This window comes from Streptococcus parauberis NCFD 2020, from assembly GCF_000187935.1.
In the GTDB taxonomy this organism is placed as follows: domain Bacteria; phylum Bacillota; class Bacilli; order Lactobacillales; family Streptococcaceae; genus Streptococcus; species Streptococcus parauberis.
Genome location: NZ_AEUT02000001.1, coordinates 1,614,944 through 1,641,867, shown reverse-complemented (window position 1 = coordinate 1,641,867; position 26,924 = coordinate 1,614,944). Strand labels below are relative to the sequence as shown.

The following is a 26,924-nucleotide window of genomic DNA, read 5'->3' as shown; positions in this document are numbered from 1 at the left end:
TATTATTCTCCTTCATGTTTTGCATAATTTTTTGGAATAGTGTGAGCGACTTTAGTCACATAGTAGGAATTTCCTTTAGGTGTGAGGGTCAGGGTGAAATTCTCTGAGCGAGTGTTGCCAGCGACTTCAAAGGTGGCTTGAACGTAGGCGGTAATGGTATCACCATCTTCTGTCAGATAGACATAGTCCAGTGATTTGAAAGTTGTGTTTTCGAGGACGGCTAAATCCTTACCAACCAAGTCCAGATTGTCCTGGTCAGTGGTGTAGTTGGTAAAGAAGACGTTGAGGAACTTTTTGACTTTCTTGTGTGTCTTTTCAGGGAGATTGTCAGAAGCGGTCAGACTGAGCACTGATTCTTTGCCAAAGCCTTTGGCTTGGTTATTGCTTAGGCTGGAATACCAGGGAAGTCCTGAGACGTAGTGGGAGCCATTTTTAGAAGCGTAGGGGATATTAAACCCTGTGATGATTTCTTCTTCCTTATCACTGACTTTCTGCTTGTAGGTCACTTGATAAGTCGCCGTGTTCTCCGTCAGCAATAACAACCTAGCTGAGACCAGAGACATAGGTGTTCGTTTCTGACCTTGTGACTTAATCTCAGGTTCAACATCATAAAAGCTATTGAGCTTTTCAATTTGGGCTTCTTGTTCTTCGGCTTTATCAGAGAAAGAGAAGTAGGCTGCGACAAAGTCGTTGAGGTAATAGGTTAAACGGTAGTCGGTGTCAGTTGCCCTAGTCACCACTTGAGAGGATTGAGCCTTTTTGACCTCCTTTTCAAGAAAAGTGACCTTGCTTGATAGCGTGATAGCACGCAAGGAACCAGTGGCTCCGATGAAAACTAAAAATCCTAATCCAGTAAGGACTAGGATATTCACGTTTTTCCGTGTTGTTTTGATGAGCTTTGGTGAGCCACGCTTCTTATCTTGTTTCTTGAAACGAGACAAGTAATGATTGATTTGTTGGATGAGTGTTTTCAGTTTATTCATAATCCCTCCTTATCAGGCGCTAGCCAGTTCAATCAATTTATTGCCTTTGGCATAGAGCTGCTTGTGGAGTTTATTGATTTCTCCATTGACGTAGTAGTAGCCACGAAGTTCCAGGCGGATTTTTTCGAGAAGGTCAGCAGGGAGTTTTTCAGCTTCCTCATTTTTAAGCAGGTGATTGAGCTCACCAGCTTTTGTCCAGGCTTCTTTATCTTTGTGTGCCTTGAGGAGTTCGCCCAGTTCTAGGGAAGCAGCTTTGATTTTCTTTTCAATGAGTGATTGTTCTGCCATGATAATTTCCTCCATGAATTGTTCTTGTTGGTCTAAGATGACTTGTCGAAAAAGAGTGACCAGTTTGGTATCCATGTTTCGGTTAAAGTCTAGGACTTGACCATCAGTCGTAAAGTAGGCGTGTTGGTATTTAGCGGGAGAGTCGAGGTCAACGGTTTCGCGAGCAAAGGCATCAAAGAAAAAGTCCTTTTCCTTCATGAGTACGATATAGAGATTCCAGAACTCATTAGTATCAGGAAAGCAGGTGATGCCTTCGTAGATTTTTTTGACAAGCATGGGTCATAGGTGCCTCCTTATCATTCTTCGATTAGGTCATGATAGCCAAGTGCTTGATAAATATAGTCATCATCAAACCAGAGCCAATCATTGATTTGTCCCTCTGTTGGTGTGCTACTTGAGAAAACATCTTCACAGAGGCTAGTGAGTTGGTCAATTCCGCCACGTTCACGGACAGTGTCTAGGGTTTCTCTGCCACCAGACCAAGCCTTGAAATTGTCGATGCTAGAGAGTTCAACTTTGTATTCCATGATTTTCCTCCTTTTTCTTTAGGTTATAGGATGCTTGCAAGTCTTGCAGGATACTTTCTGCTCTATCAGTGATTTCACCATTTTCCTGAATCGTCTTGATAAAGTCAGTCTCCATAATTTTGTCAGCCTCCTCTACTAGTTTGAGCGAGTTGGCGACTTGGTACATGAGCCATTTTATCGTCCTATCGATGGAATAGGGTTCGGGTTTCATCCTGAGTTTCAAGGGCTCTGTGCCACCAAACATGCGTTGCCATTTTGGGTCAGGGACAAAGGCACCAAATTTATTGGTACCATCGTAAACCTGCATTTCATGATTGATAACGCCACGGGCAATTTCTGCCAGATCAACACCGCTGATGTATTCTTCAATAGCCAGCTGTGCTTTTTCTTGAGCGAAGCGCAACTCGTAACGGTTCCAGATACCAAAAATCTCCAGGGATTCTTCCACGGAGAATTGTTCACTTTTAGCGAGTTCGTAACGTTTTTCATAGAAGTTGAAGTAGAGGTTACTCTGGCGACTTCCAAAATAAAGGGAGATACCTTGGCTACCGTCCACCTCTTCCATGTTTCTGAGGTTACCACCGCCAATGTGATTCCAGGTTCTGATATTCTTAAAACTCACCTCGTCTTTATAGACCTTGGCAATCATATCAGAGAGAAGAAATTGTTCGTCCTCTCTGTCATGTCCTAGATAGCGTTCATCCATGGCAATATCTAGTCGTGTTACTCGGCTATCTGTGAGGTCAAAGAGCAGAGCTTGAAGAAATTCTTGCCAGATCATGTCGATACTGTCTAGGACAAGTTCCATTTCACGGCATCCTTGACCAGAGAGTTGTAGGGTCACTTGGTAATTTCCTGTTTCGATTTTGTCAAAAAAATCAAATAACCAAATGTTGCCTCGCTTCCAGAGCCTTGTGTAATTTAGGAGCCTGGTTTCGAACTCTTTGAACTCGGTAAAGGAGCAGTGAAGATAGGTCTGGCAGAAGTGAGATAGGTCACGGATAGACATGAAGGTCATGCGGAGGTAGTCGATATGAACATCAATCAGTTCTTCGGCATTCTCTTGATGATAGCCAAGCTCCGCTTTGAACTGACCGAACTTTTCTAGGCTCAAACCTCGTGAGCCATCTTCATAGCTGCGGTAGGTACGGGTAGAAATCCCAACGGACTCCGCAAATTGTTTTTGCGTCATCCCTGTTTGCTTTCGGAATTTCTTGAGATTGAGTGGGCTTAGTTTATCCATTCATAGGGTAGCCTCCTTTCTAGCGTGTGACACAGTTTTTTGGCAAAAGTGACACACTAAGTAAATCTTTGAAAACTTTGGTACTATTGGCGTGTTGGGGGGCGGATGTTGTCATTTTGACAAATGTTACCCCCCTATTAGAATTCGGGGGTTGAATCACAATCATGGGCGGTAGGAACTGCGAGCTACGGTCTGCGCCTGACGGTGTCAGGCTTGCCCTTACTCTTGTCCTAGCCCATGATTTGCGAGACAGCTTTCAACCGCCTTTGGATAAGACTTCCGTCCTTCCTCTTCAAACAGAGCCAAGGTTTCAAAAAGCAGCTGTTCTTGAAAAGGTGTCACCACAAGCGAGTTCTCCTCTTTGTCGAAAGGAACTCCTCGTTCATCCAGAAGGTAGATGATTTTGCGGAGTGTCTTGACCGTCAGGTCATTTTCTTTGGCAAAATCTGTCAGTAGACGTTTTTCTTCCAAGACTTCCAAGACGTCCTCCTCCATTGGTTCATAAAACTCTTCGATGAGTTCCGTGTCCTTCGTTAAGCTTTCATAACTGATAAGTTGCTCATCTTCTAGGACAGGTAATTTCATAAATTCTTCCTCAAAAGAAAAGCCTTTGTTAAAGGGAACGTAAGGGGAGAAGAACTCACCAGCCAGCTCACCGTTATTGGAAATATAGCCACGTCCGTGAACTTTTTTACCATTGATTTTATCTAGCTTTTTGAACTCTTTATTGCGGTTAGCATCGCCAAACATCATGTTATAACCAGTATCTTCCAAATGTCCGACAGAGAGCCGTTTCATGAAGTTGTCCCGAAGGGCAGTCTTGATATACTCGCCGTCAGGACGTTGCATGGCTTGAATGACGAAAAGTCCAGCTTGGCGTCCTTCTAGGACTATCTGGGTCAGATATTCCGTAGCTTCTGATTGCAGGCGGTAGTCGTTTTCAATTTTCGCGATGAAAGCTGCCCACTCGTCAATAACGATGAATTTGGGCTTTAGTCCGTACTGGGCAAAGTTTTTTCCTATCTTGTAGTCAGGGTGATTTTGCATGGTCTCGTAGCGATTATCCATTTCGGTGACATTGTCTTTGAGGCAAGTGATGATATCTTCTTTGGAAATGAAGACACGCCCTTTGAAGACGGGAATATTTTTAAGACCTGATAAATCAGCGTTCTTCGGATCGCACAGGTCTATAAAACCAATCTTTGCCAGAGCTAAGACAATGGTCATGAGGATAACCGTTTTACCGCCACCAGTTCCCCCACCAATCAGCAAGTGAGGCTCAGCGATATAATCCCAAAAGACATCTTTCATGAGGCGTATGCCCTGGTCAGTCATAGCAACTTCTGAAACATCAATACGGGATGCAATACGATTGATGGCAATATCATACTGAACAAAGCGCTCATCAAAGGTCTTGTTTCTAAAGTCGCCATTATACATGACTTCAAGCGTAGCCCCAAGATTGATAAATCGGTCTTGGAACTTATTTCCTTCTAGGACAAAGGAAGCAAACAACTGATACCGTCCACGCTTGACATAGACTCTAGGAAGAGAAATTTTCTCAAAAGTTTTGCCATCACGTCTAACCGTTTTTGAAAGATAGTACCGATTTTCCATAAGAAAGTTCGTCATAATCCTCAGCGAGTTAAGGCGCTGGAAGAAGCGGACTTTCTGGTAGAGAATGATATTGACAATCGGAATTATCACGTTAGGTGGCAGAGTGGTGAGTAGGATTTTTGGCAAGTAAAATAAAGGGTCAGCAATAATCAGGTCGTAGATGGGATAGTAGTAAAAGACATTACCAATCAAAAAAGGTGATAACATGAGAAGTCTTGTTATCATCCTGATATGACGGTAGAATTTATGGACACGGAGTCCCCGATAGGTAAAGAGGTGCATGATTACCTCCTAGCATCATTTTTTTTCTGCAGCATTAGGTTCAGATTTGGGAGTAGCCTGAGTACCTTTTTTCTTGATGGCAGAAGCATAGAGACGGTAGTTGTCGCTTCGACCGATAGCGGAGTAAGTCACAGCAATATCAGTCAGTTCTACTTCCTCGCGATAGTTGAGCCTAAGGTCATTGAGCTGTTGTTCAGACATATCCACGATAGTGAAAAAGAGTGTTTCGTGTTGGTTAGCCGAGTGAATCCCCACGGTAATCCCACGGACTTCACCTGTTGGGACTTGGACATAGGAGCCATCGTCATTGCGTTGACTGCGGTCATCTTCATAGATGAGTTCAGTGCCTTCAATGGAGCGGAAGGTCAGTTTCCCGAAGACCTCATCGAGCTTAAGGGCATCCGTGATAACACGGTAGCTTTTATCAACGATCTGGAGTTTTTCTCCGAAGTTCAATCCTGTTTTAGCCATAGTATTCTAATTCCTTTCTTATTTAACGATTTCGAGTTTTTCCGCAAAGACATTAAGGGCAGGGGCTACGTTTGAGCCATTGACTGCACGGTCTGGGAAGAAGATAGGGTTGACGAGTTTGACGAGAGTGTCTTCATCAAAGACAGTATTGGTTGCAGAAGTGATGACATGGAAGGAACCATGTTCTTGACTGTTCAGGACATGACGTTGGTATTTGCCTTCTTTGCCAAAGACAGTACGTGGGGCATGACCAAGTTTTTCGTAATAAGCAGTTCCAATAAATTCTGGTTTCATAGCAAGTGTTTCAGGAATCATAAGTGTTCTCCATTTCTAGTTTGTGGTAATAAAAAAGTCAGCACATCACAGAGCTGACTTGAGCAAAGTAAAATCGATTGATTTTGTTTTTGTAGATTTGACTATAATAGGTCAATTCAGCAAGTGGATAGCCAGTTGCCTTGAATTTCTTGACGAGTGTGTCAATTTCTTCTTTGGCAGCGCTAAAGAGACTGGCCTGCAGGTTTAAGCTGTGAGCGTACATCTTATGAGTGAAAAGATAATTCTGGAAGTGACGCTCCAAGTATTGTTCAAAATATGAGGTCATAAATGCCTCCTTTCTTTGTTGTAAAAACAAAAGCTACCAGAAAAATCTAGTAGCTTGAGCATAGACTACTCCTATGAAATGATGAGAAGTAGTCAGTTTGAAAAAGAATTATTTGGTTGAAAGACCTATCTAGGAATTAGACAAACCTTTTACGGTGGCAACGTTTAGCAAGGTGCTTTGCGTCAATTACCATCGCTTTCCCGGCCAATCATCCAGGTAGTCGTTATCATGCCTGTCACGATTCTCTTACGCCCTTTGGCGAAGCCAGTTCACTTTACTATTCGGAAAAGTGCGAAAGTCCGAAATGCGTGTGAGCCCACAATTCCTTAGAGTTGTTTTACTATCTCAACTTCAACCACAAACGGACTTGACTTTCTTTTTCAAACAAGATACAATAAAGGTACGAAGTTTAGTGTAGTTTGATGGTCAGTCCTCTGGTTGTCAGACGCACTTTTTATTTAATTTGCAATGAACATTAGTGATTCCAAAAGAAAAACTAAATTTTTTTGGAATCAAATACATCAACCTTGATGTACATATATTTTACATCATGTGTGATGTAATGTCAAGGTTTTTTTGTAAAAAACTTAAATATTTTTGAGGAACAGAAAATGACATTACCATATCGCTTAAAAGAATTACGACAACAGAAGAATTTAACTCAAGCTAAAGTAGCAGATTCCCTAGAAATTACTCAACAAAGTTATGCTCGCTGGGAAAATGGAAAAGTTACTCCTACACCAGAAAAATTATCAAAAATTGCTAAATTTTACGGAGTAACTACGGATTATCTATTAGAGGGACAAAAAGATGACATAGATTTATCGAATGTCGAAGTATTATTTCGTATGACTTCCGATGGATTAACAGAGGAAGAGAAGGCAATCTTTCGTGATGAACTGATTGAATTCATGAAAGAAAGGAAAAAATTGTTTGATGACACCAAGCGATAAAATTTTAAGGAAGTAGTATGGGCAATAAATCAAATATTTTGGGAGAGAATCTCAAAAAGTTGAGGAAACTTTTTGGGCATACACAAGATGAACTTGCTGAAATATTACATTTTAGCAAGGGGAATGTCATATCTTACTATGAAAAAGGAGAACGGTATCCAGACCAGGAAACTTTAGAAAAAATTTCAGACTATTTCCATATTTCGTTAGATGACTTGCTGAATCAGGAACTTTCAGAGCCAGGGAGATTATCCAATTATTTTGAAAAAATGAAAAATGATATTGTTGGGAGTACTGATGATTTTTTTGCATTATTTCCGAAGGTAAATTTTTCATCGGGTGGATTCCCTGCTGGTTATCAAGAGGTTTATAGCATTCACGAATCAATATCCGCTGACGTATATATGAATCCAACGGAAAAAATAAATATATGCTTAGACAAATATCAGATGCTATACGAACAGTATAATGATTCTATGCTATTGGTCAATGTGCTTAATATATATTTTTATGTTGGAATCTCAAACTATGCTGAACCTATTTCTGGACAAGTAGAACTGTTACTTAAAGATAAACTAAATTCAAAAGATTTTACCAAAAAAACAGCAGCTGACTTATTAAAAAAGCAGGGGAATAATGAAGAACTAAATGAGTCTATCTTTGAATTATTAGTTCATTTAAGAGGAGAAAATAGTACAAGAGATTATTTTGAATACTATTATGCGTTGACATATATTTTCAATTTAACAAATCATGGAGAAGATAGTATTCAAAATGACCAGTTTGGCCTTCAGTTGATGATGGATTTTGCTTTATTTGGTAATGTTTATTCATATCAATATTTGAAATACATTCAAAAATACAATATATAGATTTCTTCACAAATTGTGGAGGATTTTTTTATTCTCGTTTTTTATAATAAACCTATAAAAGAACTGAGGTGAAAAACATGGAATTTAATACTTATATTGAATACTTACTAAACAATAATGACATCATCTACATTGATACATCGTCAGTCATGTTTACAAAGGAATTCCGAGGATTTATTGAATACAATTATGATAAATTTATCAATATGAATAAACGGATAACTATTACCAGAGAAGTGTGTTTAGAAATCGTAAAGCACTATATGTCGACGATTGAAGAAAAACATGACAAAGCGAAAATGGTATTATCAATTCTGAAACAATTTCAGGAAATATTTATTATTGAAGGAGATACCTTTAATAATGAGGAAATACAGAGAGCTTTTGCAGACTCAGAATTATTAGCTAGAATTACAAAAACTAAACCTCAATATAGACAGTTACTGATAACTAATGATAAAGCTTTGAGTGTGGATGCTGATAGTTTAAATGACTTGAATTCGTGTAAGGGGAAGAAAATAATGGTGTGTTATATTGATAAAAATGGCAACCTAAACAGAGGAAGGACTGTAAATAAACAAGAGGATAAGGCAGAGCTAAATTCCGTAAGTTCTAATGAGAGAGAGGTAACTCAATTTGAAGAAGATAAAGTTTCTCAAACCCAATTTGCTTTTTCAAAGGCTTTAAGAATTTTTCTTTGTGGAGCAGGGGTGTTTTCGTTGGGCATTATTACTGGTAAATATGTAAAGTGAGGAAAAAAATGGAAAAAATTATTGATATGGTTAAAACATCACGAGGCTACTTGTTAATTTTAATGTCAGGAGGAATAGTTTGGTACGCTATCTATAGAGGTGGGAAATATGAAATTAGATACAAAGAGATAGGTTTTCAAGCAGATATTCCAACAAATAGGTAATTATAGCTTAGTAAACCAGAAAAAAAGAGCCCAGAGAAATTTTCTGAGCTTTTTTCTATTATTCTTCCGTCACGTTAAACTTTTTGAGTTCTTTTTGGTAAACCTCACTACCTTTTTGAAATATTGGCGCTCTGAGCCTGTGATATTTGAAGTGATAACATCGTCTTTGTATTCATATTCGATAGTTGGATTGACAAAACCTGGAATTTCAAAGGTTTGTGTATCAGTATCAATGGTCATACTACTGGTCGAACCTTCAGCATCGACAGTTCCTTTGTCACCCATAATAGTGATAACCAGGTCAATTCCGTAATCTCCAATTTCATAGTATTCCCCATCCATGTTAGGTTTACTTGAACAAGCAACCAAGACGATAGCAGTAAACGCTAGTGCAATAAAGCTGAGTAATTTTTCATAAGTGTTTCCTCCTAGATGAAATTTATTTTACAGGAATCGTGTTACAAACGGGTTAATGATAGGGTTTCGATTTAGTTACGAGAAATATTTGTTAGTTAGTAAACTAATTTCCAGTGGACAATCGTCCAGTTTTTTTATATAATTATAGTCAACTAAATAGTTGACTGATAAATTTGTGAGGAGGTGTACTGTGAGAGATGTTTATACAAGAGTAACCCAAATTGCAAGAGAGCAACTATATCAATTTATGAAAGATAATCAAGTTTCACCTTTGAATTATCATTTTCATTATTATTTTGATGACTGTATTCAAAAATTCAATATCGAAGTGATGAAACACCATTTTACCAATCGAAAGATTGAAGGACTGACTATGATTGATGAAGACGGCATTTCAATTTCCTATGAAAGTCAGAACCCTCCAGTGAAACAGAACTTCACTAAGTGCCATGAACTAGGTCACTATATCTTGGGACATTCAGGTAAGCAGTTTACACAATTAAGTAGTAAAAAAGATACAGTGAAAGAAAGCGAAGCCAATCTTTTCTCTGCTTATATTCTCATGCCTGATATAGTCTTACTGTCAAAAATTTATTATCGCTTGGATAGTTTTAAGCAGGTCATGACAGAGCTATCCGTATCAGCGGACGCCTTGAAATTTCGATTACAAGATTTATTCCGCTATCGTTTGAAACGAAACAATCAAGAGATTAGCTCAGCTATTTATCAATATCAATCGGGTCAAAGCAAGCCTGTCCTCAGTCTTTTTGAGGAAGTCCATACTGAGATTGAAGACGAGTACCGAGCAGTTGAAGAGGATGTTCTTGCTAAAGTTCTAAATCACCTGAGAGAGTGTAATTTTGTGGCAAGTACACAGTTTCCTGAGTTGCTAGAAAATAGCTTTCGCAAGGAGTTGGAACAAGAAGACGATATTGATACTTGGTTAGAGTATGACTTTGGGCAGTCAGTAGGCTATGCCTGGCATACAGATAAGTTGACCGCAAAACAAGCAAAATTACGAGCCAAAACAATACTCCTATTAGAAAAGAGGTAGTTATGTATCAACCTGATAAATTAAAGCAAAAGCGAGAAGAACTAGGCTTTGAGCAACAAGAACTGGCTGAACGCATCGGAGTTTCAAAGCAGGCTTACTTCAAGTGGGAAAAGGGCTTGTCAAAACCGACTAAAGTTAATATTGCAAAGTTGGAGAAAGCCCTAAATGTTACAGAAGGATATCTGAGTGAGGATGAAATCTCATCCCTCTATAAGCAACTGACTGAGCCAAACCAAGAGAAAGCTATTACCTATGTTCGTGACATGGTGTTTTCACAGAAAGTTATCAGCATTGCTGAGAATCGTTCAGAGTATCATGTTTACGAGAAACTTTCTGCTGGTATCGGTGCATCTGTTTACGGAGACCTGGACTATGACGTGGTTTATTACAATGAAGAATTGCCACATGATTTTGCTTCTTGGGTTGACGGAGATTCGATGGAACCCACCTATCAAAACGGAGAAGTGGCTCTTATCAGAGAGACTGGTTTCGATTATGACGGGGCGGTTTATGCTGTCGTCTGGGATTCGCAGATCTACATTAAGAAAGTCTACCGTGAAAAAGAAGGGCTCCGTTTGGTGTCAATCAATAAGGATTACCCAGATAAGTTTGTGCCATTTGATGAGAATCCACGAGTAGTCGGAAAAATTGTTGGTCACTTCATGCCATTGGAGGATTAGCTATGGGTTATTTTGATTATTCACGAGAACCTAAAAGCGATATTGCTTTTATTGATATGAAGTCCTTCTATGCAAGCGTAGAATGTGTCGAGAGAGGGCTTCATCCTTTAAAAACTTCTTTGTGTGTGATGAGTAGAGCAGATAATTCAAACGGATTGATTTTAGCCTCATCACCAATGTTCAAAAAAGTATTTGGCAACCAAAATGTAGGTAGAATGTATGATTTGCCCTTTGATATTCATACGCGTAAATTCTCATATTATAATGCTAAGCGACAGGGACTTGAGATAACACCTGAATACGTTAGATTTATCGAAGAGTGGGCGAAAGTCACTTTCATTGTTCCCCCACGGATGAATCTCTACATTGAGAAAAATATAGAGATACAGCGTATTCTACAGAACTATGGTGGTCCAGAGGATATTCTCCCTTATTCGATTGATGAGGGTTTTATCGACCTGACAGGATCATTGAACTATTTCGTGCCAAATAAGGTTATGTCGAGAAAAGAAATGCTCGATGTTGTTTCTAGCAAGATTCAACATGACATTCTCCGAAAAACAGGTGTATATTCCACTGTAGGTATGTCAAATAGTAATCCATTGTTAGCTAAGCTAGCTCTTGATAATGAAGCTAAGAAAACAAAGACTATGCGTGCTAATTGGTCTTATGAAGATGTTGAGACTAAAGTTTGGGATATTCCAGAGATGACAGATTTTTGGGGAATTGGTCATCGAATGAAGAAGCAACTCAATTCCTTAGGAATAATGTCAATCAAAGAACTTGCTAATAGCAATCCTGATGTTTTGAAAGCACATTTGGGAGTTAATGGTGTTGATTTGTTTTTTCACGCTAATGGCATTGATGAGAGTAATGTTCACAAACCTTATAAACCCAAGTCAAATGGGATAGGAAATTCCCAAGTTTTGCCAAGAGATTATGTCAAACAAAGAGAGATTGAGTTAGTTCTTGGAGAGATGGCAGAGCAGGTAGCTATTCGACTTAGAAAAGCTGGTAAGAAGACGACTTGTGTTTCTATAGGCATAGGCTATTCAAGGATCGAGAATAAGAAAAGTATTCATGCACAGATGAAAGTTGAGCCAACGAATCAGACGAATACATTAAAAAATCATGTTTTGGCACTGTTTCATAAAAAATATAGCTCAGGTTCCGTTAGAAATATTAGTGTTTACTATTCTCAGTTAGTAGATGAATCTTTTGGACTTATATCATTATTTGATGATGTTGAACAAATTGAAAAAGAAGAAAGGCTCCAATCAACCATTGATACAATACGACAACAATTTGGTTTTACTTCAGTGTTGAAGGCAAATGCTTTGATGGACGGATCACGAGTGATTGCAAGAAGCAAATTAGTTGGTGGACATTCCGCGGGTGGGTTGGAAGGACTAAGATAATGGTAGATAGAAGTTATTTACCCTTTCAATCAGCAAGGGTTCATCAAGACCGTGGAATGATGAAATGGTTAGGATTTTTCTTGTCAGAGCACACTACATCCTTGGGTGAGGAGAAAAACAAAATTGAGTTTTCAGAAGTACTTAGTTTACCTGACAAGCTCACACTTATCTCACAACTCTATGTTGGTCAATTTAAAGGGCAATTCACGGTAAGAGAAGACAAACAAAAAGCCACCTATCAGGGACAGGTGACAGAATTATCTAAAAACGAAATTGTAGTAAAATCAGATGAACAATTTCATTTGATAAAAGTTAATGATATATTAGTTATCCAATTAGTCGAGGGAGAAGTAATAGATGAATAGGAAAGAGATTTATAAAGATAAGCTACAGATAGATTATTTTTCAGAGAGCTATATTAAGTTTGAAGAAGATTTTTACCGGCATTCGGCAGACGGAACACCCCTAACATTTATCATTGATGATATTCTATTGTCCATGGCATTATCTCATAAAAATTATTTCAAGCTTAACAAGGAAAAATCAAGTGATGGACGAGACCATTATTTTCATTTCCGAGTATCTCTGGAAAACGACAATAAAAATGTCAGGACTTTTCGATATGTAGGGAATGATATAAATAAAAAGTAGATTGAAAAAAATAGTATTTATTATCAATCCTATTTTTTCAAACTCTTCTTAAAGCAGTTGGAGCATTTGATGAATTAAGTTGAAAGAAGAATTCTATACGCTTTGATGAGAGCTAATATGGTAAATAAATGGATTGAGGTGGTTAAGGAATATTATTTAAAACACAAAATTATATTTTTCCTAATGAATCTGAATTATGGAGTGAATAAAACGAATATTTTCATGTGGAAAGATAAGTAACTAAATAATGTGAGTTAAATGGGGAAAATGTCTAACTAGACCTAAATTATCAAAGAATATACTTTGTCAAGGATGTATATGTTAGAAATTCCAAGGTATAAGAAATAGAGGGAGGGAAAATTGGGAAAAATTGAAGATATTATTACATCAATTAAATCGTCTCAAAAAACAAATAATTATTTTGCAAGCTTCACAAGCTCTTTAGTTCTTATTGATATTTGTTCAGCTTTAGAATATAAGAATATTAATAAACAATCTAATGAACGTTACAAATTATGGATAGAAAATTTTTTATTGAATGGGACTTTTTTTTCAGCAGATGAATATTTAGACGCCTCTAATATTTGGCATCTAAGATGTGCTCTACTTCATGAAGGTTCAGCAAATCCTAACACACAAAAAAGTTACTCCAAATGGGCGAACAAGAAGGTTGATGATATAGTTCCAGTCTCTGATCTTGGAAGTCCTAAAAAAATTTTTTCTGCTAAGTATGATGGTGAGACTATTCTTTTCTTTGATATAAATTATTTTGTTGATGGAATCATCAAGGCCGTTGAAAATTGGAAGGAAAGTAGTCCAAAATATAATCAAGAGTCGGAAAAAAAGATTTTTTCAATAGCCCATTCTTTTTGTAAGGATGATGGAAAGATGAGAATAATGAGAAAACAATAATTTTAACGTGTTAAACTCAAAACAAATAAAATTTTATAAAAATAGAATTTTTAGGTTTCACATAAGTTAAGTCATTTTTTTAGTTACCCAAATTGTCAAATTAAGTTAGACAGTTTATCTTACTCAGAAAAACTTGATATGGTGTTTGATAGTTTAGTGATTTTCTAGGTATTCTATTCCTTTTATCAGCTATAGCTGATAAGTCGTTTTGAGAGAGATTACTAAACTCCATTTGCTTTGGAAGTCCACACCTTCTTAAAAGACCGTTAGACTGTTCACTCAGACCACGTTGACCTGGGCAACCTGGATCCGCAAAGAAAATATCAATGTCGTGTTTATTAGAGAGAGACTGCCAGTTTGAGAATTCTTTACCACAATCAAAGGTAATAGACTTAAAAAGGTGTCTTGGTAATTGTGACATCCACCGACTGATTGAATACTCAATATCACTAGCTTTTCGTCCATTGGTCTGTAGCGTGATTATGGCTTTCGACTGCCTTTCAACTAATGTGATGACAGCACTCTTATGATTCTTACCTACAATCGTATCTCCTTCAAGATGCCCAAATTCTATGTCAAAGTTTGGATAGATATCAGATCGTTCGCGAATATCTCTACGAAAAGATTGCTTCCCGCGCATTTCCTTCTTGCCGTTTGGTTTTCGTTTACCTTTCCAAGGCAGGTCTTCCTTAGCAAAAATACCACGATCAGCCAAACGATAGAGTGTTCGCATAGAACAGGGAATAGTATCGGGATAAGTTCCTTTAATGACGTCAAGACTCCAATCACGGTCCAAATAGCTTTGAATAAATACTTTTACATCTTTCGTCAGCCATATTTTACGGCGACCACAGCGCTTTTTGTTCGCTTTGTAGTGCTCATAGTACTCATAGGCTGAATGTCCTGCTTTAAGATAGTGTATAACCTTATAAATCGTCTGTTTTGATCGCCCTAAAGACGCAACAATAGCACTAACTGTTGCTAGTAAGCCTCTATCATAACAAGTTCATTTGTGGTAAGATGAGTATAGGTCATTTATGTTAGTTCCTTTCAGACAAATGTGGTGTTTATCTGAGCCTAACATAGATGGCTTTTTTCTGTCTAGCTTAATTTTACAAATTAGGTTATTAAAAGATATTCCTCATATTAAAATTTAAACTAATAAAAACTTGAATTATAAGCATGAATTTCTTTAAAGAAGAGATAAAATTTTTCAGAAAAAAGTGTACAACTTTCGAATAAGGTTTTAATATTTGTAATTTTAATTGGAAACAAGGAATGGAAACGATATAATGTTAGTAGTAAAATAAGAGCTGGAGGTGTTGGCATGAAGTTAGATAGTCCAAATAGTATTTTTAATATGGGTGATACTTCTATTCGTGTAAAACAACTGGTAGAAGTAAACAAGTTAATTTTAAAGCATGTATTTGAATATATGAGTAGTGGTTTAATTTGGGAACGTAATACAATATTACAAGAGGAATTTTATAAATCATTCATTGATGAAATTGTTAGATTAGAGAAAGAAGAAGGAATTGAACTATTTAGCGATTTTAGACGAGCGAAGAATTATAAGGTAAATCCAACTAGATTAGGTTTAAGAGGAAGGACTTTGACGAATGCTCTAATGAAAACAGGGTTAATTTCATCAGATAGGAAAGTAAGTTCTGTAGGACAAGCCTATTTCAATGGTGACTTAAAGGAAGCTGATGCTATTGAGACTGTTTTAAACATGTCTAATGATAATTTGGTTTATTTTAGGCAATTTCTAAAACTTAGAATATATGCTTCTGATTCAGATGATTATTTCTATAATTTCCGGTTTGCTTTGCAATTTTTGTCTAAGTATGATGATGTACCTCAGCAAGACTTTTTAAAAATTATTGAGTCGATTAAGCCTGGACTGAGTGAAGAAGAGTTACAAAATATTATCCGTGATTATCAAGGTACATATAATAATCGTGAGATTTTTGACGATTATTATCAGCGACTTTTTGCACCAACTCTACGCTCACAAGTCGAGTTAGATTTAGTTAAAGAGATGTTTAGTAAAGATGATTTATCTGATGAAAACTTTATTAAGTACTTCAATAACAGGGATAACAACCAAACTTCTTTACTGTATAAGGAGTATGTCCTTTACCTTCTGGAGTTTTCAAAAAATCATTCAGATGACATACTAGCAAAAATAATAAAATTGTCAAAGGATGATAAAATTAAAAAGGCATTCGGAGAAGGAAAAACACCATTTAAAATCAGTAGAAATACTACAGTTACGGAGTTTCTTGATGATAATGTTGATAATCATCTTCTGAGTGGAGATGGTTACCAAATCTATCTCCGATTTATTTTTAGTAAACATAATGATTTAATTAGAGAGTATTCAGATATGTGCCGAAGGGCATTTCAAGTAACTGGTTTGATTAGTTTTGAAAATGGATTGGCAAATCTCAATAGTAAATGGATTATATCTCCGTTGATTGATTTACTGGGAAACAAATTTACTTTAACTGGTAGTGAACCCTATACTGATTACGAATTGACAGCAGATAGTCCCTGGTTTTCAGACTTATCGACGACTGAGATTTTAGATATTTCCTCAAGTGAGATAGATTCAATTTATCAAGTTTTAGGGGAAGAATTTGGAATTACAAACTTAAGCCAAGTCAATGATGTAATCGTCGAAAGAAGAGAAAATGAATACCGGACATTCATCGAAACGAACTTTCCAATTGAAAAAGTCGTAACTATTTTGGAATCAATCAAAGAAAGAGATGATGAGAAAATTTTTGAACTTGTCACAGAAACTGCGACTGTTCCAACCATTTATGAATACGTTTTGACGATTGCTTGGTATTATATTTCTAAAAATAAGAAATTCAAGGTGCATCAATTATTCCAAGTTTCGCTTGATGGTAACAAGCTGCCATTAACCCATAGAGGTGGTGGAGCAGGAGATATTGAGATTGTTAATGAAGACTATTCACTTTTAATTGAAGCGACCCTCATGGATATGAACACTCAAAAACGAGGTGAGCTAGAGCCAGTAATACGTCATAGTATCAATTTTGAAATCGCAAATCGTAATTCTCAGACTATATTTATCGCCAATGAGTTAGATAATAATGTCTTGAATATTTTTAGAGCAAGCCAATATGTACAGTTTAATGGTACTTTCAACTCAGGAACTATCAATGGATTAAGGATTTTTGCACTAACGACTGACGAAGTTATGCAGATTTTAATTAAACGTATTTCAGACATAGAACTTTTATCAATCATAGAGTCTCATAGATCTCCTAAGCCTCAGCTTGTTTTAAATAATTGGAGAGATGAGATAGTTAAAGAAGTTCTAAAAAGCAGATAAAATTAGGATTTTTACTATTAACATACTACATTTTATATATGACAAACTATTAGCTTTTGAATTCGTTAATATTGATAGTGAAAAGTGTAATGAACAGTTAATAAATGATAAAGTTAAAGTGTTAAAAAGTTTAGTTAGTATAAAATCGATATTTCAAAATAGTCAGGACAAAATGGTAAAGGAAAATGGAACTGGAGTAGTATTGTGCAGGACCACTATTTGTGATGAGTTCAAGTAAAAAAGTATGTGACTGTAAACACATACTTTTTTAGTAGTTTGTTATCAAAACCTCAATAGTGCTATTGGATTTCGCTTTTGATTGGTAATTGGAATTATTATAGTTGAAATTAAGATAATGGATGTTATACTTTTTGGCCCAAGTCGTGAGGATATTATTTTCCGTTCCCTTATGAACTAGAACATTTGAGAGTGCAAACTTTACACCTCTGGCATCTAGAATATCTAAATAATTTAGAAGATCGAGCTCATCTTTTTCTTCCCATCCCCCATTTTCATTGTAAGAAGCAGTAGAAATAAGATAAGGTGGATCTAGATATACGAAATCATCAGTCTCAAAAAACTGTTGTTTCAGGTAGTCTTTGAAATCTAATGAAGAATAGGATACGTCACGCCTATGCAAGGCTTCCATGAAGGCTTCAAGTTTTCGTGCCATTTTTTGGTTAAAATCTCTTTTTCCCGTAGGCATGTTGAACTTGCCTTTACTATTAAATCTTATTTGATTATTAAACCCATAGACTATTAGAATGTAGAAAATTAGTGATTCAGTATCCTTATCGAATTCACCATTATTATAACTTTCTCTGAGATTAAGATAAGATTTTTGGTTAACTTCTTTTAATCCTGTAGAAGAATCTGTATTATAAAATTCATATCCGTGTTTTTTGGTATTTGATAATCCATATTTTGAAATTATGTGTTCAATTTTAATATATATATCATTGTATTTGGTGCGATCAAAAAATTTATATAGTTCGATAACTCGCGAACTAATATCGTTTACAAAATACTTATTTGCTTCTACATTGAGTGTAATATTAGCACCACCAGCAAAGACATCGTGAAAATTATTAATTTTTTTAGGAAATAGAGGGAGTAATTGAGAAATTAGCTTAAATTTACCACCTGTATAGTTTATTGCAGATTGTATAGAAGTAGTGTCTTTTTTTTCTTTTTCAATTGAATTATCTTTTGTTTCACATAGGTATAATATCTCTTTATGGTCATCAATATTTGTTTTTCCAGTTGTAAATACCTTGAAAGGTAACTCGAAAATTTTTACCGTACCTTTTTTCTTTAATATTTCAATAATTTCTTTGTTTGAAATTTTAGAATTTGAGCGTCCACTCCCTTTTTTAGCCATGTTATTATATGACACTAGTATGTACTTTGCTTGTATGTTCTTTATTAGATCTTCAAAGGCTTCAGGTGCTTTTGAAGTGGAATATTTCGATTTAATATGGCTTCTGTTAATCATTTTTAAGGCTACACCCGTTAATTCGGGTTTTTCCCAATCGACTATGTTTTCTAAAAGATGATACGCGTCACCATATTGTCTAGAGTTATATGGTGTATCTATATATACAAGATCTGCTTGAATCCTTTTAACTAAATCGTTAGCATCTTCGCTATATATTTCATTATCAGTATTCAAATTATATTCAGGCACTTTTAAATGTATGGGGTTCAAAGTATCCATCTTTTTCCTATATGCGTCATAATGTCCGACAGTATTTGCAACCTTGTCCATTGCATAGAGTAAAGAAGTAAGTAAAAATGCCCTCTCACGCTCGTTTACATCATATTTTTCGATGCTTTCTCGAATTACACCAATCTTTCTAGCATTTTCGATAGAGAAATATTTATCACCAAAGTTTTTTGAAACATAATTGTCGGATATAGGAGTAAGTTTATTCAGTTCATCAATTATAGAAATAACTTTATTATAATCAATAACTTCATTTCCAAACCAAGTCTTATAGTTTACAACATTTGAATGTAGAATATCATTTATAATAATCTTTTTGCCTTGCTTCCGAAATAAATCAGAGACTACTCCTGTACCTCCAAAGATATCGGCAACAGTCGTAACTTCTGAAACATTATTTTCGACAACCTCGCTTATAAAGTTTAACATCTTTTGTTTAGAACCAAGGTATCGTCGATTTTCAATTTTCAACGAACTATCATTGATTTTATAGGAATTGTTATCGGAAGTTTTCTTTTCGATTATATTTTGGATATTTTGAATATCCTGCTCAGACCAGATATACCAATTTCTAAAATCTTTTTTTGGAGGAGCAAGGATTCCTTCATTAATCCAATTATGGAGTGTTTGACGTGTTATGTTGAATTTTTCTTCAACCATTTTTGTTGATAAGTTCATTTTATACCTTTTTATGCATCTGAGCATCCTATTCTTTTTACAGATAGTTTAGTATAACATAAGTTATACAGTAAATCTATGAAAAAAAGAACTCGGTGGGCACTGCACCCTAATAGTGGGACGCAAGAAAAACACTTTTAGGCGATCAGTTTTCTGTACTGTACAGGAGACTGGTCGTTTAATCTCTGTTGAATTCTAGTTTCATTATAAAATGTTATGTAATTTTCAACAATTTTTGTTATACTATCTTTGTTGTATTTTCTCCTATCATGGAGATAAAAGGTTTCAGTCTTTAGGGCGGAGTGAAACCATTCAATACAGGCGTTATCTGCAGGTGTTCCTTTTCGGGACATTGAGCGGATAATGCCTTTTTTCGTACAAGCTTGATAGTAAGCCATAGAAGTATACACTGAGCCTTGGTCACTGTGTAAGATTGCACCTTTAGGCAATTTTAACTGATTAAGGGTATCTAGTACAAAATCCGTATCCTGACAATCTGAGATAGTGTAAGCTATAATTTCTCGGTTATAGAGATCCATAATTGATGAGAGATACAATTTACAGTTACCAAAATATAGGTAGGTAATATCTGTTACAAGCTTTTCCATAGGCTTATCTGCATGGAAATCCCTACTCAATTTGTTATCTGTTAAATCATAAGCTTTACCCAAATTTGGAACTTTCTTGGTACGTGTCCGACAAAGCCAGCCATTATTTTTTATGATACGATAGACTTTCTTTGCATTAACAGTCAATCCGTGGATCTTTTTGAGCAATCGTGTAATGGTACGATATCCATAAATAAAGTGATTCTCCATGTAGAGCTGTTCAATTAATTCAATGACGTCATCTTTTTTTTGTGGCTTCTCATACTCCTTTTTCCAACGGTAATAAGTCGACCGTTTGATGTCAAAACAGTCTAGAATGACAGCTATCGGGTAGTTGTTTTTATAGTCTTCCACAAGCTTGATAAGACTTACTTTATCGATTTCCTTATCAAGCCTCGATACTTTTTTAAGAGGTCAACTTGTAATTGTAATTGTTCCACTTCAGATAGATGTTCCAAGCCTTTACCATAGGTATATTGCTTGCCAACACCTTGATGGAAACGATAAAGCTCCTCGTTTTCGTACCATTTCATCCAAGTATAGATTTGACTATCATTTTTGATACCTAGTGTCTCCATAATAACTCTGTTAGACTTGCCTGCTTTCTTCATCTCGATGCAAGCAAGCTTAGTTTCCCATGAATATGCTTTTTTTTACCATAATAAAACACTCCTGTTTCTAGTTTACTAGATTTCAACAGGAGTGTTTTTCTTTTGTCTCATTTTAGGGATTCAGTGCCATTAATTAATTGCCTTTATTTTTATCTTAAATTTATGTTGAAATAGCATTAATTATTTTAACTGTTACAAAGTTTAAAATTATTTATATGCTTCAGTACCGCTCATAGTGATAACAAATTATTTACTGAAACTACATAACAGATCTAAAAATCCTTAAGTGAATTTTCAATGATTAGTCTTTTTACAAACAATATATTTTTTTAAAAAATTCTTATTGAAAGCATTTTAATTTGATATTATTGATATAGTAGATTATTATGAAACGAGGAAAAATAATGATAAGAAATGAAATAGTTGCATGGGTAAAACTTCAACCATATTGGATGCAAGCAATAGCAGATTTGATTTTCAAGGGAGAAGCGATCAGTGAAGATAGTTTAGATAATATTTATATATTGTTCAAAAAAGAATATAGATTGATTCAAGGCACAATAAATAAAGAATGTTTTGAATTTTTACTTCAAAATGATGAAGATGAAATTCGAGAAAAAATGATTTGGAATTCAGTTTCCAATATAAAAGGTGTTAATGCATTGAAGGAAGGTGAATCTATAAAGATTGGGGAACAAGTAACCTTAATTTATGGTGAAAATGGTAGTGGTAAATCAGGATATACTCGACTTTTAAATAATGCATTTATTTCAAGAGGAGATAAAACTATCCTACCGAATATTTTTAAAGCTTCTGCAATCAAACCTAGTGCTACCTTTAATTTTAAAGATGAAGAAGATAATATTAAAAGTGTTAAATTTCCCGAAAATCGAAGTAACTACTTATTTAGTTCAGTATCAGTATTTGATACTGTTAGTGCTGTAAATGATTTAACAAAAGAGTCTGAGTTAGCATTTGCCCCTATGGAATTTAGATTCTTTGATGACTTTACTAGAATATTTTTAGCTATTAAAAGTAGATTACAAGCTGAAATAGAAAATAATCAACAAACTAATGAGTTTGGAAATTATTTTGATAAAGATACAGAAATAAAAAAGACAATACAAAAAATAAATGGAAAAACAAAGTTTGCTAGTATAAAAAAGTTGTCAGAAGTTTCAGATGAGAGCTATAAAGAAAATGTTAAGAGAAAAATGTTTTTACAGTCATTAAATATTAATGAAAAAACAAAAGAGTTTCACAAACTTAAACAAGACTTGTCAATTATTAAAGAAAAAATAATATTACTAAATAACAAGTTTTCAGATGATAGGATTATGAAAACTGAAGAACTTTTAGTTGAATGGTCTACACTGAAAGAATTAACAGCTATTGAGGGTATAGAACAGTTAAAAGGAGAACATATTTATGGATTAGGTTCAACTGAATGGAAGCAGTTTATTCTGGCTGCAAAGACGTATTATGACTCAATAGATGAGGAGATTGAAGAATGCATTTTCTGTGGTCAAAGTATTGAAAATATAATGGTAATTAATAAGTATTGGGAGTATTTAAATAGTACTGCAGAAAAAAATTTGAGTATAGCTGAGTATAATATCGAAAAGATAAAGAAAGATTTTGAATCGCAGGAGATTAGAATAATAATTGAGGGTTCAAAACTGGAAGAATGGTTAAAAGAGTATCAAAAAGATTTTTATAATCAACTTATTGCTGCTGAAAAAAATTTTAATAAAATAAAATCAGAAATTGTAGAAAATTTGACCGATTTAGAATGGAAAAAAACAATTGAACCATTTATTGTGAATCTTTCAAACTTTGATGAATTATTTACTCTATTAGATAAGGAAATTCAGCAGTTAGATGCTGATAAAGTAAATAAAGAGCTAGCTAAAATTGAAAGTAAAATTGATGAATACAACGATAAGTTAAAATTAAAAAAACTTTTACCCAAAATAGAATCTTTTATTTATAGTAATAAATGGGTAGGATTAGCAAAAGAAATTAGATTATCGACACAAAAAATAACGACATTTCAAAATAAATTATTTTCAGAATATATAACTAGTAAATATATTGAAACGTTTGATGATGAATGTAAAAAATTAGATGCTAATTTTTCTGCTGAGATAAAACAGAGAGGCCATAAAGGTGCTACATTAAGTAAGTTATCAATAAAAGGAAAAAGTCCCATAGAAATTTTGAGTGAAGGGGAACAACGGTCAATAGCTCTAGCTAATTTTTTAGCAGAAACGAGGTTAAATAAAAATAATAGCTGTCTTGTATTTGATGATCCTGTGTCTTCACTCGACCATGTCCGAAGAGAGCGTATTGCTGAACGTTTAGTTGAAGAAGCCAGTCATAAACAAGTGGTTATATTAACTCACGATATTACTTTTCTAATAAGTGTACAAAACTATTGTAGTGCTAAAGGTGTAGATTGTAGTACAACTACAATTAGAAAATTTAGAGATGAGTCGGGAATTGTTCAAAATGAAGCAGTACCATGGATTGGCATGCCAGTACAGAAACGAATAAATCAATTGAGAGATAGATTACAATCTATGGAAAGTTTTTATTCAGATATTGACTCATCTAATATTGATAAATTGGTTGAATACGAAGACAGAGCAAAACTCTGGTGTGAGCAATTGAGAGAAACTTGGGAGAGAACTATTGAAGAAATTCTTTTTAATAAGTCCGTTCAACGGTTTGGTCCTGCAATACATACGCAAAATTTAAAAAAAGCACCATTTACAAAAGATTTATATTTTGAATTAGAAAAAGGAATGACAAATTGTTCTAAATGGGTCCATGATAGAGCAGCTGGATTAGGTGAAGCAATTCCTGAGCCACAAGAATTAAAAGCGTATTTGAAAGATTGTGAAGATTTTGTAAAAACAAATAGACCCAAAGGTTAAAATGAATATAGCAAATTGAGACAAAGTTTTTATCATTACTAAGAAGTAATATATTAGCTTATAATTTCCACCATTCAAATGAAATTACTAATAATTTATAGCATTATTCTCTTTAAATAATTCTCAAAAATGCTGATTTTAAAATATTTTGATATTATTTCCAATATAATTGTTTCAAACCAGGTCTTAAGAAAGCTCGTAAAGCATCACAATTCTCAAAACGTTAATATATATTTATATATCAACAATTTGGAGCACTTCATGGTTCACACCATGGGGTGTTTTTTTGTATTGTTTTATGATTTTCCACACCAATTTTCATCCTTAATTCACACTAGTTATTTTTTAAATTTCTAAAAGCAATTTCACCAACAGTCATTGGAACAATATTCGAGGTGTTAACATATGTTTTAGTAATCAGGGTGTCACTATGTGTCAAAGCTTGAGAAATGTCTTCCAAGGATGTTCCGGCTTGTTTAGCTAGAGTTGCTCCAGTATGTCTTAACTTGTGTGGAGTGGCGTGTTTTAGCTCAGGATGTCTTCTATTAACTAATTTCATCTTAATATTTAAGTAATCAGTATGAAGAGGACTATTTAAGTTTTCTTTGGTATCTATATAAGTAAAAACGTATTGATCATTTGTTTGACTAATTCCAAGTTTACTGAGTTCCATTTTTTGTTGATTTTTCCAAGAAATAAGTAGTTCCTGTAATTCAAGAGGGATATTAAAGGTGGTTTTTTTATTTCCTTTTGTAGCTTTTTTGTTTTTGTATTTATCTAGGGCTTGTACTAGTTGAATTTGACGATTATTAAAGTCGATATGTTTCCACTGTAAAGCATAAGTTTCCGATTTCCTATCTCCTAGGAAAAGGTTGTATAAAATAAAACATAATCCTTAAAAAGAATTTTATTATTTAAAAGATCTTCTTCAAACGCTTTAAACCATTCTAATGGTTCTTTTTGAGATAAAAATAAGTCTGAATCTTCTTTTGATTCTTGTAACATTATTTTTTTAGTAGCCTTAATTCTCCTAATTGTCTTTGAAACTCGATTTGCTTCAATATATTCAAGTTCTTCAGCCCAGTCAAATATTGAATTGACATAACTTCTTATTACTTTGAAATTCGCATATTCTTCCGCTTTTTTAGTTAATAGATTAAGTACTACTTGTTTGTTCTGATTCAAAAAATTTATTGAATAATTACCCAACAATGGCAAAATATGAAGTCTAAAAACAATTTCAGTATTATCTATTGTAACTTTTGATGGTGGTTTATTTGTAGGAGTGGTTTGACCAGATTTATAAGAATTCCACCAAATATTTTTGTAGAATTCTGAGAATAATATATCACCAGTATCATGAATATTTTGAAACGAACCATTGAGTGCATTATCAATTTTATTTTGAAGTTCTAATTCATATTTTTTTGCAGTACTTCTTAATTTAAACCTTTTTTCTATTAATTTTTTATCAATACCGAGTGATTTTTTTGCTTCTTCTGGTATATATACTCTCAGGCGATAAGTGCCATTCTTGGTTTTTGTAATTGTCATATTACTAAAGCTTTTTCTATAAATATGAAATCAAACCCTGGCAAACCAGGATTTGTCACGCTATTTCGGAGAAGCGGATGATCGCTTTATTGAGGGTACTGTCGTGGCGGACTGTCAAGCACTGATCGAATAGCACAAAAGGGACACAGCCTCTTTGAAAAAATGCAGTAGCTTTCAACTTAGTTCCGATATTTGTATTTTGATTAAAGGATGTGTCTTTGATTGGTGCATATCCCCTCAACATAAGAGTCTAGAAGAAACAGCGCAGCGCATCTTATCACAATTTTTAAATAACTATGATGACTAAAAAAACCTATCGCTGTCTAATCAGCTGATAGGTTTTTGTTCTTATTTCATTGCTTCAAGAACTGGAACACTCTCGACAATCTGGGTAAACTTAGCTACCTTATGCTCGCTATTAAAGACATAATAGTGAACGAAGTCCGTCACAAACGATTTTCCGGTTGCTTTGAAAGTACCACTGTACTGGCCATAGACCATGACTTCCTGACCATTGAAGGTGTAGGTTTTTGGTACTGCCTGATAACCTTCCCATTCTGTACCTAACTTCATGTGGACATTTTCAACAACAGCGTCTGGTCCGACATAGGTCCCAGCGTAGGGAAATCCTACACTCTCTGTCCAGACCACATCGTCTGCTAGATAGTTTTTAAAGGCTTCCAGTTGACCTTGAGCAGTTAGTTGATAGGTTTCATCTAAGCGTTTTTTATAGTCCATACTTATCCCCATGGCATCTCCCCTGTGATAACCTTAGCACTCAAAACTAGTACGCCAGTGTTGAGGTAACTAGGGTATCGATTTTTCATGGCATCAGCAAAGCTGGTAGAATCGCTAACTTGGTTCAAGACCTCGAGGCAAGCTTCCAGGTAGTCGGCTGTTGCTTGCAGCGCAGCTTTGTCAAAAGAGGCAGAACCATCTGCATGGCTAGGAATGACGAGTGCTGTATCTAGGGCTAGCAATGAGTTAAGACGGCTCCTCCAATCCTGTATCTTTTCTTTGGTCGCGGTGTCTGCAAGGAAGACGTGGGTTTCATTGAAGGTATCGATACCGCCAATTAAAAGTCTGTTTTCTTTGTTATAGAGACTAAGGCGGTGCGCGTTGTCACCAACAAGGGCAAAGTCTTGACCTGCAAACTTGATACTTTTTTCAGTGAAGGCTTTTGGAACAACTACATTTGTTGGCGCATTGTCACCTAATTGAGGTTCCCAGACTGCTAATTTTTTTTGTACAGAGTGCAAGATATGATCAATCGTGTAAATACTTGCATAGACAACTACATTTGGGAAGGCCTTTTTAATGGTCTCAAGTCCAAAGTAGTAATCTGGATCACCGTGAATCACATAGATTTTTTCAAGTTCTAAGTCTTTTTCAGTGATATAATCCACGATTTCTTGGCTGTCTGATTGGGTAAATTTGCCATTGACCAAGAAAGCTTTTTGGTTATGTTCGATGAGGGTTGCAGTTACTAAGAAGCTAGCTTCTGATGATGTAAATACAGTAACGGTAAAATCTTTTGTTTGAAATTGTTTCATGAT

At 35.1% G+C, this 26,924-nt stretch carries 25 protein-coding genes and 2 pseudogenes; 12 read left to right on the top strand and 15 right to left on the bottom strand.

What is annotated here, in order from left to right:
- Window positions 1-2: 2 nt before the first annotated feature.
- The 8 genes from SPB_RS08225 to SPB_RS08190 all read right to left on the bottom strand — a co-directional run bounded on the left by SPB_RS08225 (window position 3) and on the right by SPB_RS08190 (window position 6,012).
- The gene (locus SPB_RS08225) at window positions 3-983 is read right to left on the bottom strand and encodes a conjugal transfer protein (RefSeq protein WP_003102906.1); all 981 of its coding nucleotides are present in this window, start codon (window positions 981-983) and stop codon (window positions 3-5) included.
- Window positions 984-995: 12 nt separating this feature from the next.
- Window positions 996-1,547, bottom strand: a complete 552-nt coding sequence (locus SPB_RS08220; protein ID WP_003104355.1) for a hypothetical protein — start codon at window positions 1,545-1,547, stop codon at window positions 996-998.
- 20 nt (window positions 1,548-1,567) lie between these two features.
- Window positions 1,568-1,798, bottom strand: coding sequence for a hypothetical protein (locus SPB_RS08215; RefSeq protein ID WP_003103792.1), 231 nt, complete (start codon window positions 1,796-1,798; stop codon window positions 1,568-1,570).
- Complete coding sequence (locus SPB_RS08210) at window positions 1,782-3,041, bottom strand: replication initiation factor domain-containing protein (protein ID WP_003104105.1); 1,260 nt, start codon at window positions 3,039-3,041, stop codon at window positions 1,782-1,784. The genes SPB_RS08215 and SPB_RS08210 overlap by 17 nt, the downstream gene beginning before the upstream one ends.
- Before the next feature lie 219 nt (window positions 3,042-3,260).
- On the bottom strand, window positions 3,261-4,940 hold the full coding sequence (locus SPB_RS08205) for an FtsK/SpoIIIE domain-containing protein (RefSeq protein WP_037621222.1): 1,680 nt from the start codon (window positions 4,938-4,940) through the stop codon (window positions 3,261-3,263).
- A 15-nt stretch (window positions 4,941-4,955) separates the two neighbouring features.
- Window positions 4,956-5,411 carry a hypothetical protein gene (locus tag SPB_RS08200; protein WP_003105429.1) on the bottom strand — a complete coding sequence of 152 codons (456 nt, stop codon included), beginning with the start codon at window positions 5,409-5,411 and terminating at the stop codon, window positions 4,956-4,958.
- Between the two features lie 18 nt (window positions 5,412-5,429).
- Window positions 5,430-5,726: a hypothetical protein gene (locus tag SPB_RS08195; RefSeq protein WP_003104580.1), complete on the bottom strand. Its 297-nt coding sequence runs from the start codon at window positions 5,724-5,726 to the stop codon at window positions 5,430-5,432.
- Between the two features lie 37 nt (window positions 5,727-5,763).
- A complete protein-coding gene (locus SPB_RS08190; protein ID WP_003105203.1) occupies window positions 5,764-6,012 on the bottom strand; it encodes a hypothetical protein in 249 nt (82 codons plus the stop codon).
- A gap of 611 nt (window positions 6,013-6,623) precedes the next feature.
- Here SPB_RS08190 and SPB_RS08185 point away from each other — a divergent pair.
- The 4 genes from SPB_RS08185 to SPB_RS11390 all read left to right on the top strand — a co-directional run bounded on the left by SPB_RS08185 (window position 6,624) and on the right by SPB_RS11390 (window position 8,753).
- Window positions 6,624-6,965 (top strand): helix-turn-helix domain-containing protein, encoded by a 342-nt coding sequence (locus SPB_RS08185; RefSeq protein WP_003104298.1) that lies wholly within the window; start codon window positions 6,624-6,626, stop codon window positions 6,963-6,965.
- Window positions 6,966-6,982: 17 nt separating this feature from the next.
- A complete protein-coding gene (locus tag SPB_RS10900; RefSeq protein WP_003103079.1) occupies window positions 6,983-7,837 on the top strand; it encodes a helix-turn-helix domain-containing protein in 855 nt (284 codons plus the stop codon).
- 77 nt (window positions 7,838-7,914) lie between these two features.
- Window positions 7,915-8,589 (top strand): PIN domain-containing protein, encoded by a 675-nt coding sequence (locus SPB_RS08175; RefSeq protein ID WP_003105595.1) that lies wholly within the window; start codon window positions 7,915-7,917, stop codon window positions 8,587-8,589.
- An 8-nt stretch (window positions 8,590-8,597) separates the two neighbouring features.
- Window positions 8,598-8,753 (top strand): hypothetical protein, encoded by a 156-nt coding sequence (locus tag SPB_RS11390; protein ID WP_003104914.1) that lies wholly within the window; start codon window positions 8,598-8,600, stop codon window positions 8,751-8,753.
- A 69-nt stretch (window positions 8,754-8,822) separates the two neighbouring features.
- Here the strand turns inward: SPB_RS11390 and SPB_RS08170 are convergent, their stop codons facing one another.
- Window positions 8,823-9,095, bottom strand: a complete 273-nt coding sequence (locus SPB_RS08170; protein ID WP_003105931.1) for a hypothetical protein — start codon at window positions 9,093-9,095, stop codon at window positions 8,823-8,825.
- A gap of 265 nt (window positions 9,096-9,360) precedes the next feature.
- On the opposite strand from SPB_RS08170, the gene SPB_RS08165 reads away from it, so the two are divergent.
- From SPB_RS08165 to SPB_RS08140, 6 genes are all read left to right on the top strand, one after another.
- On the top strand, window positions 9,361-10,224 hold the full coding sequence (locus SPB_RS08165) for an ImmA/IrrE family metallo-endopeptidase (protein WP_003102878.1): 864 nt from the start codon (window positions 9,361-9,363) through the stop codon (window positions 10,222-10,224).
- 2 nt (window positions 10,225-10,226) lie between these two features.
- On the top strand, window positions 10,227-10,904 hold the full coding sequence (locus tag SPB_RS08160; RefSeq protein WP_003104305.1) for an XRE family transcriptional regulator: 678 nt from the start codon (window positions 10,227-10,229) through the stop codon (window positions 10,902-10,904).
- A 2-nt stretch (window positions 10,905-10,906) separates the two neighbouring features.
- Entirely contained in the window at window positions 10,907-12,322 is a 1,416-nt protein-coding gene (locus tag SPB_RS08155; RefSeq protein WP_003105108.1) for a Y-family DNA polymerase, read from the top strand.
- Window positions 12,322-12,687, top strand: coding sequence for a hypothetical protein (locus SPB_RS08150; protein ID WP_003105590.1), 366 nt, complete (start codon window positions 12,322-12,324; stop codon window positions 12,685-12,687). The genes SPB_RS08155 and SPB_RS08150 overlap by 1 nt, the downstream gene beginning before the upstream one ends.
- On the top strand, window positions 12,680-12,973 hold the full coding sequence (locus SPB_RS08145; RefSeq protein ID WP_037621218.1) for a DUF5960 family protein: 294 nt from the start codon (window positions 12,680-12,682) through the stop codon (window positions 12,971-12,973). Before SPB_RS08150 ends, SPB_RS08145 begins: the two co-directional genes overlap by 8 nt.
- A 360-nt stretch (window positions 12,974-13,333) precedes the next feature.
- Complete coding sequence (locus tag SPB_RS08140; protein ID WP_003102524.1) at window positions 13,334-13,885, top strand: hypothetical protein; 552 nt, start codon at window positions 13,334-13,336, stop codon at window positions 13,883-13,885.
- Between the two features lie 100 nt (window positions 13,886-13,985).
- On the opposite strand, the pseudogene SPB_RS08135 reads toward SPB_RS08140, so the two are convergent.
- A pseudogene (locus SPB_RS08135) lies at window positions 13,986-14,920 on the bottom strand (IS30 family transposase).
- A gap of 292 nt (window positions 14,921-15,212) precedes the next feature.
- Here SPB_RS08135 and SPB_RS08130 point away from each other — a divergent pair.
- Complete coding sequence (locus SPB_RS08130) at window positions 15,213-17,252, top strand: AlwI family type II restriction endonuclease (protein WP_003104805.1); 2,040 nt, start codon at window positions 15,213-15,215, stop codon at window positions 17,250-17,252.
- Between the two features lie 268 nt (window positions 17,253-17,520).
- Here SPB_RS08130 and SPB_RS08125 read toward each other — a convergent pair whose 3' ends face one another.
- Window positions 17,521-19,656, bottom strand: coding sequence for a Dam family site-specific DNA-(adenine-N6)-methyltransferase (locus tag SPB_RS08125; protein ID WP_139058238.1), 2,136 nt, complete (start codon window positions 19,654-19,656; stop codon window positions 17,521-17,523).
- Between the two features lie 137 nt (window positions 19,657-19,793).
- Window positions 19,794-20,875, bottom strand: a protein-coding gene (locus SPB_RS11105; RefSeq protein ID WP_139058237.1) for an IS3 family transposase whose coding sequence is annotated in 2 segments (ribosomal slippage) — window positions 19,794-20,653 and window positions 20,653-20,875 — 1,083 coding nt in all. Because the reading frame shifts where the segments join, the coding sequence is not laid out codon by codon here.
- A gap of 404 nt (window positions 20,876-21,279) precedes the next feature.
- On the opposite strand from SPB_RS11105, the gene SPB_RS08110 reads away from it, so the two are divergent.
- Window positions 21,280-23,814 carry an AAA family ATPase gene (locus SPB_RS08110; RefSeq protein ID WP_037621217.1) on the top strand — a complete coding sequence of 845 codons (2,535 nt, stop codon included), beginning with the start codon at window positions 21,280-21,282 and terminating at the stop codon, window positions 23,812-23,814.
- A gap of 334 nt (window positions 23,815-24,148) precedes the next feature.
- On the opposite strand, the pseudogene SPB_RS11100 reads toward SPB_RS08110, so the two are convergent.
- The 3 genes and pseudogenes from SPB_RS11100 to SPB_RS08090 form a co-directional block, all read right to left on the bottom strand.
- Window positions 24,149-25,368 (bottom strand): annotated as a pseudogene (locus SPB_RS11100) (tyrosine-type recombinase/integrase).
- 348 nt (window positions 25,369-25,716) lie between these two features.
- Window positions 25,717-26,106 carry a nuclear transport factor 2 family protein gene (locus SPB_RS08095; protein ID WP_254655072.1) on the bottom strand — a complete coding sequence of 130 codons (390 nt, stop codon included), beginning with the start codon at window positions 26,104-26,106 and terminating at the stop codon, window positions 25,717-25,719.
- Between the two features lie 2 nt (window positions 26,107-26,108).
- Window positions 26,109-26,921 carry an MBL fold metallo-hydrolase gene (locus tag SPB_RS08090; RefSeq protein ID WP_003105396.1) on the bottom strand — a complete coding sequence of 271 codons (813 nt, stop codon included), beginning with the start codon at window positions 26,919-26,921 and terminating at the stop codon, window positions 26,109-26,111.
- Between the last annotated feature and the right edge of the window lie 3 nt (window positions 26,922-26,924).

Bases quoted from the DNA above. Each gene is read 5' to 3' on its own strand.
- SPB_RS08175 (WP_003105595.1), top strand. From the start codon at position 7,915: ATGGAATTTAATACTTATATTGAATACTTACTAAACAATAATGACATC.
- SPB_RS08170 (WP_003105931.1), bottom strand. From the start codon at position 9,095: ATGGATGGGGAATACTATGAAATTGGAGATTACGGAATTGACCTGGTT.
- SPB_RS08110 (WP_037621217.1), top strand. From the start codon at position 21,280: ATGATAAGAAATGAAATAGTTGCATGGGTAAAACTTCAACCATATTGG.
- SPB_RS08225 (WP_003102906.1), bottom strand. From the start codon at position 983: ATGAATAAACTGAAAACACTCATCCAACAAATCAATCATTACTTGTCT.
- SPB_RS08130 (WP_003104805.1), top strand. From the start codon at position 15,213: ATGAAGTTAGATAGTCCAAATAGTATTTTTAATATGGGTGATACTTCT.
- SPB_RS08150 (WP_003105590.1), top strand. From the start codon at position 12,322: ATGGTAGATAGAAGTTATTTACCCTTTCAATCAGCAAGGGTTCATCAA.
- SPB_RS08205 (WP_037621222.1), bottom strand. From the start codon at position 4,940: ATGCACCTCTTTACCTATCGGGGACTCCGTGTCCATAAATTCTACCGT.
- SPB_RS08155 (WP_003105108.1), top strand. From the start codon at position 10,907: ATGGGTTATTTTGATTATTCACGAGAACCTAAAAGCGATATTGCTTTT.
- SPB_RS11390 (WP_003104914.1), top strand. From the start codon at position 8,598: ATGGAAAAAATTATTGATATGGTTAAAACATCACGAGGCTACTTGTTA.
- SPB_RS08220 (WP_003104355.1), bottom strand. From the start codon at position 1,547: ATGCTTGTCAAAAAAATCTACGAAGGCATCACCTGCTTTCCTGATACT.
- SPB_RS08215 (WP_003103792.1), bottom strand. From the start codon at position 1,798: ATGGAATACAAAGTTGAACTCTCTAGCATCGACAATTTCAAGGCTTGG.
- SPB_RS08125 (WP_139058238.1), bottom strand. From the start codon at position 19,656: ATGAACTTATCAACAAAAATGGTTGAAGAAAAATTCAACATAACACGT.
- SPB_RS08200 (WP_003105429.1), bottom strand. From the start codon at position 5,411: ATGGCTAAAACAGGATTGAACTTCGGAGAAAAACTCCAGATCGTTGAT.
- SPB_RS08190 (WP_003105203.1), bottom strand. From the start codon at position 6,012: ATGACCTCATATTTTGAACAATACTTGGAGCGTCACTTCCAGAATTAT.
- SPB_RS08185 (WP_003104298.1), top strand. From the start codon at position 6,624: ATGACATTACCATATCGCTTAAAAGAATTACGACAACAGAAGAATTTA.
- SPB_RS08195 (WP_003104580.1), bottom strand. From the start codon at position 5,726: ATGATTCCTGAAACACTTGCTATGAAACCAGAATTTATTGGAACTGCT.
- SPB_RS10900 (WP_003103079.1), top strand. From the start codon at position 6,983: ATGGGCAATAAATCAAATATTTTGGGAGAGAATCTCAAAAAGTTGAGG.
- SPB_RS08095 (WP_254655072.1), bottom strand. From the start codon at position 26,106: ATGGACTATAAAAAACGCTTAGATGAAACCTATCAACTAACTGCTCAA.
- SPB_RS08145 (WP_037621218.1), top strand. From the start codon at position 12,680: ATGAATAGGAAAGAGATTTATAAAGATAAGCTACAGATAGATTATTTT.
- SPB_RS08090 (WP_003105396.1), bottom strand. From the start codon at position 26,921: ATGAAACAATTTCAAACAAAAGATTTTACCGTTACTGTATTTACATCA.
- SPB_RS08160 (WP_003104305.1), top strand. From the start codon at position 10,227: ATGTATCAACCTGATAAATTAAAGCAAAAGCGAGAAGAACTAGGCTTT.
- SPB_RS08210 (WP_003104105.1), bottom strand. From the start codon at position 3,041: ATGGATAAACTAAGCCCACTCAATCTCAAGAAATTCCGAAAGCAAACA.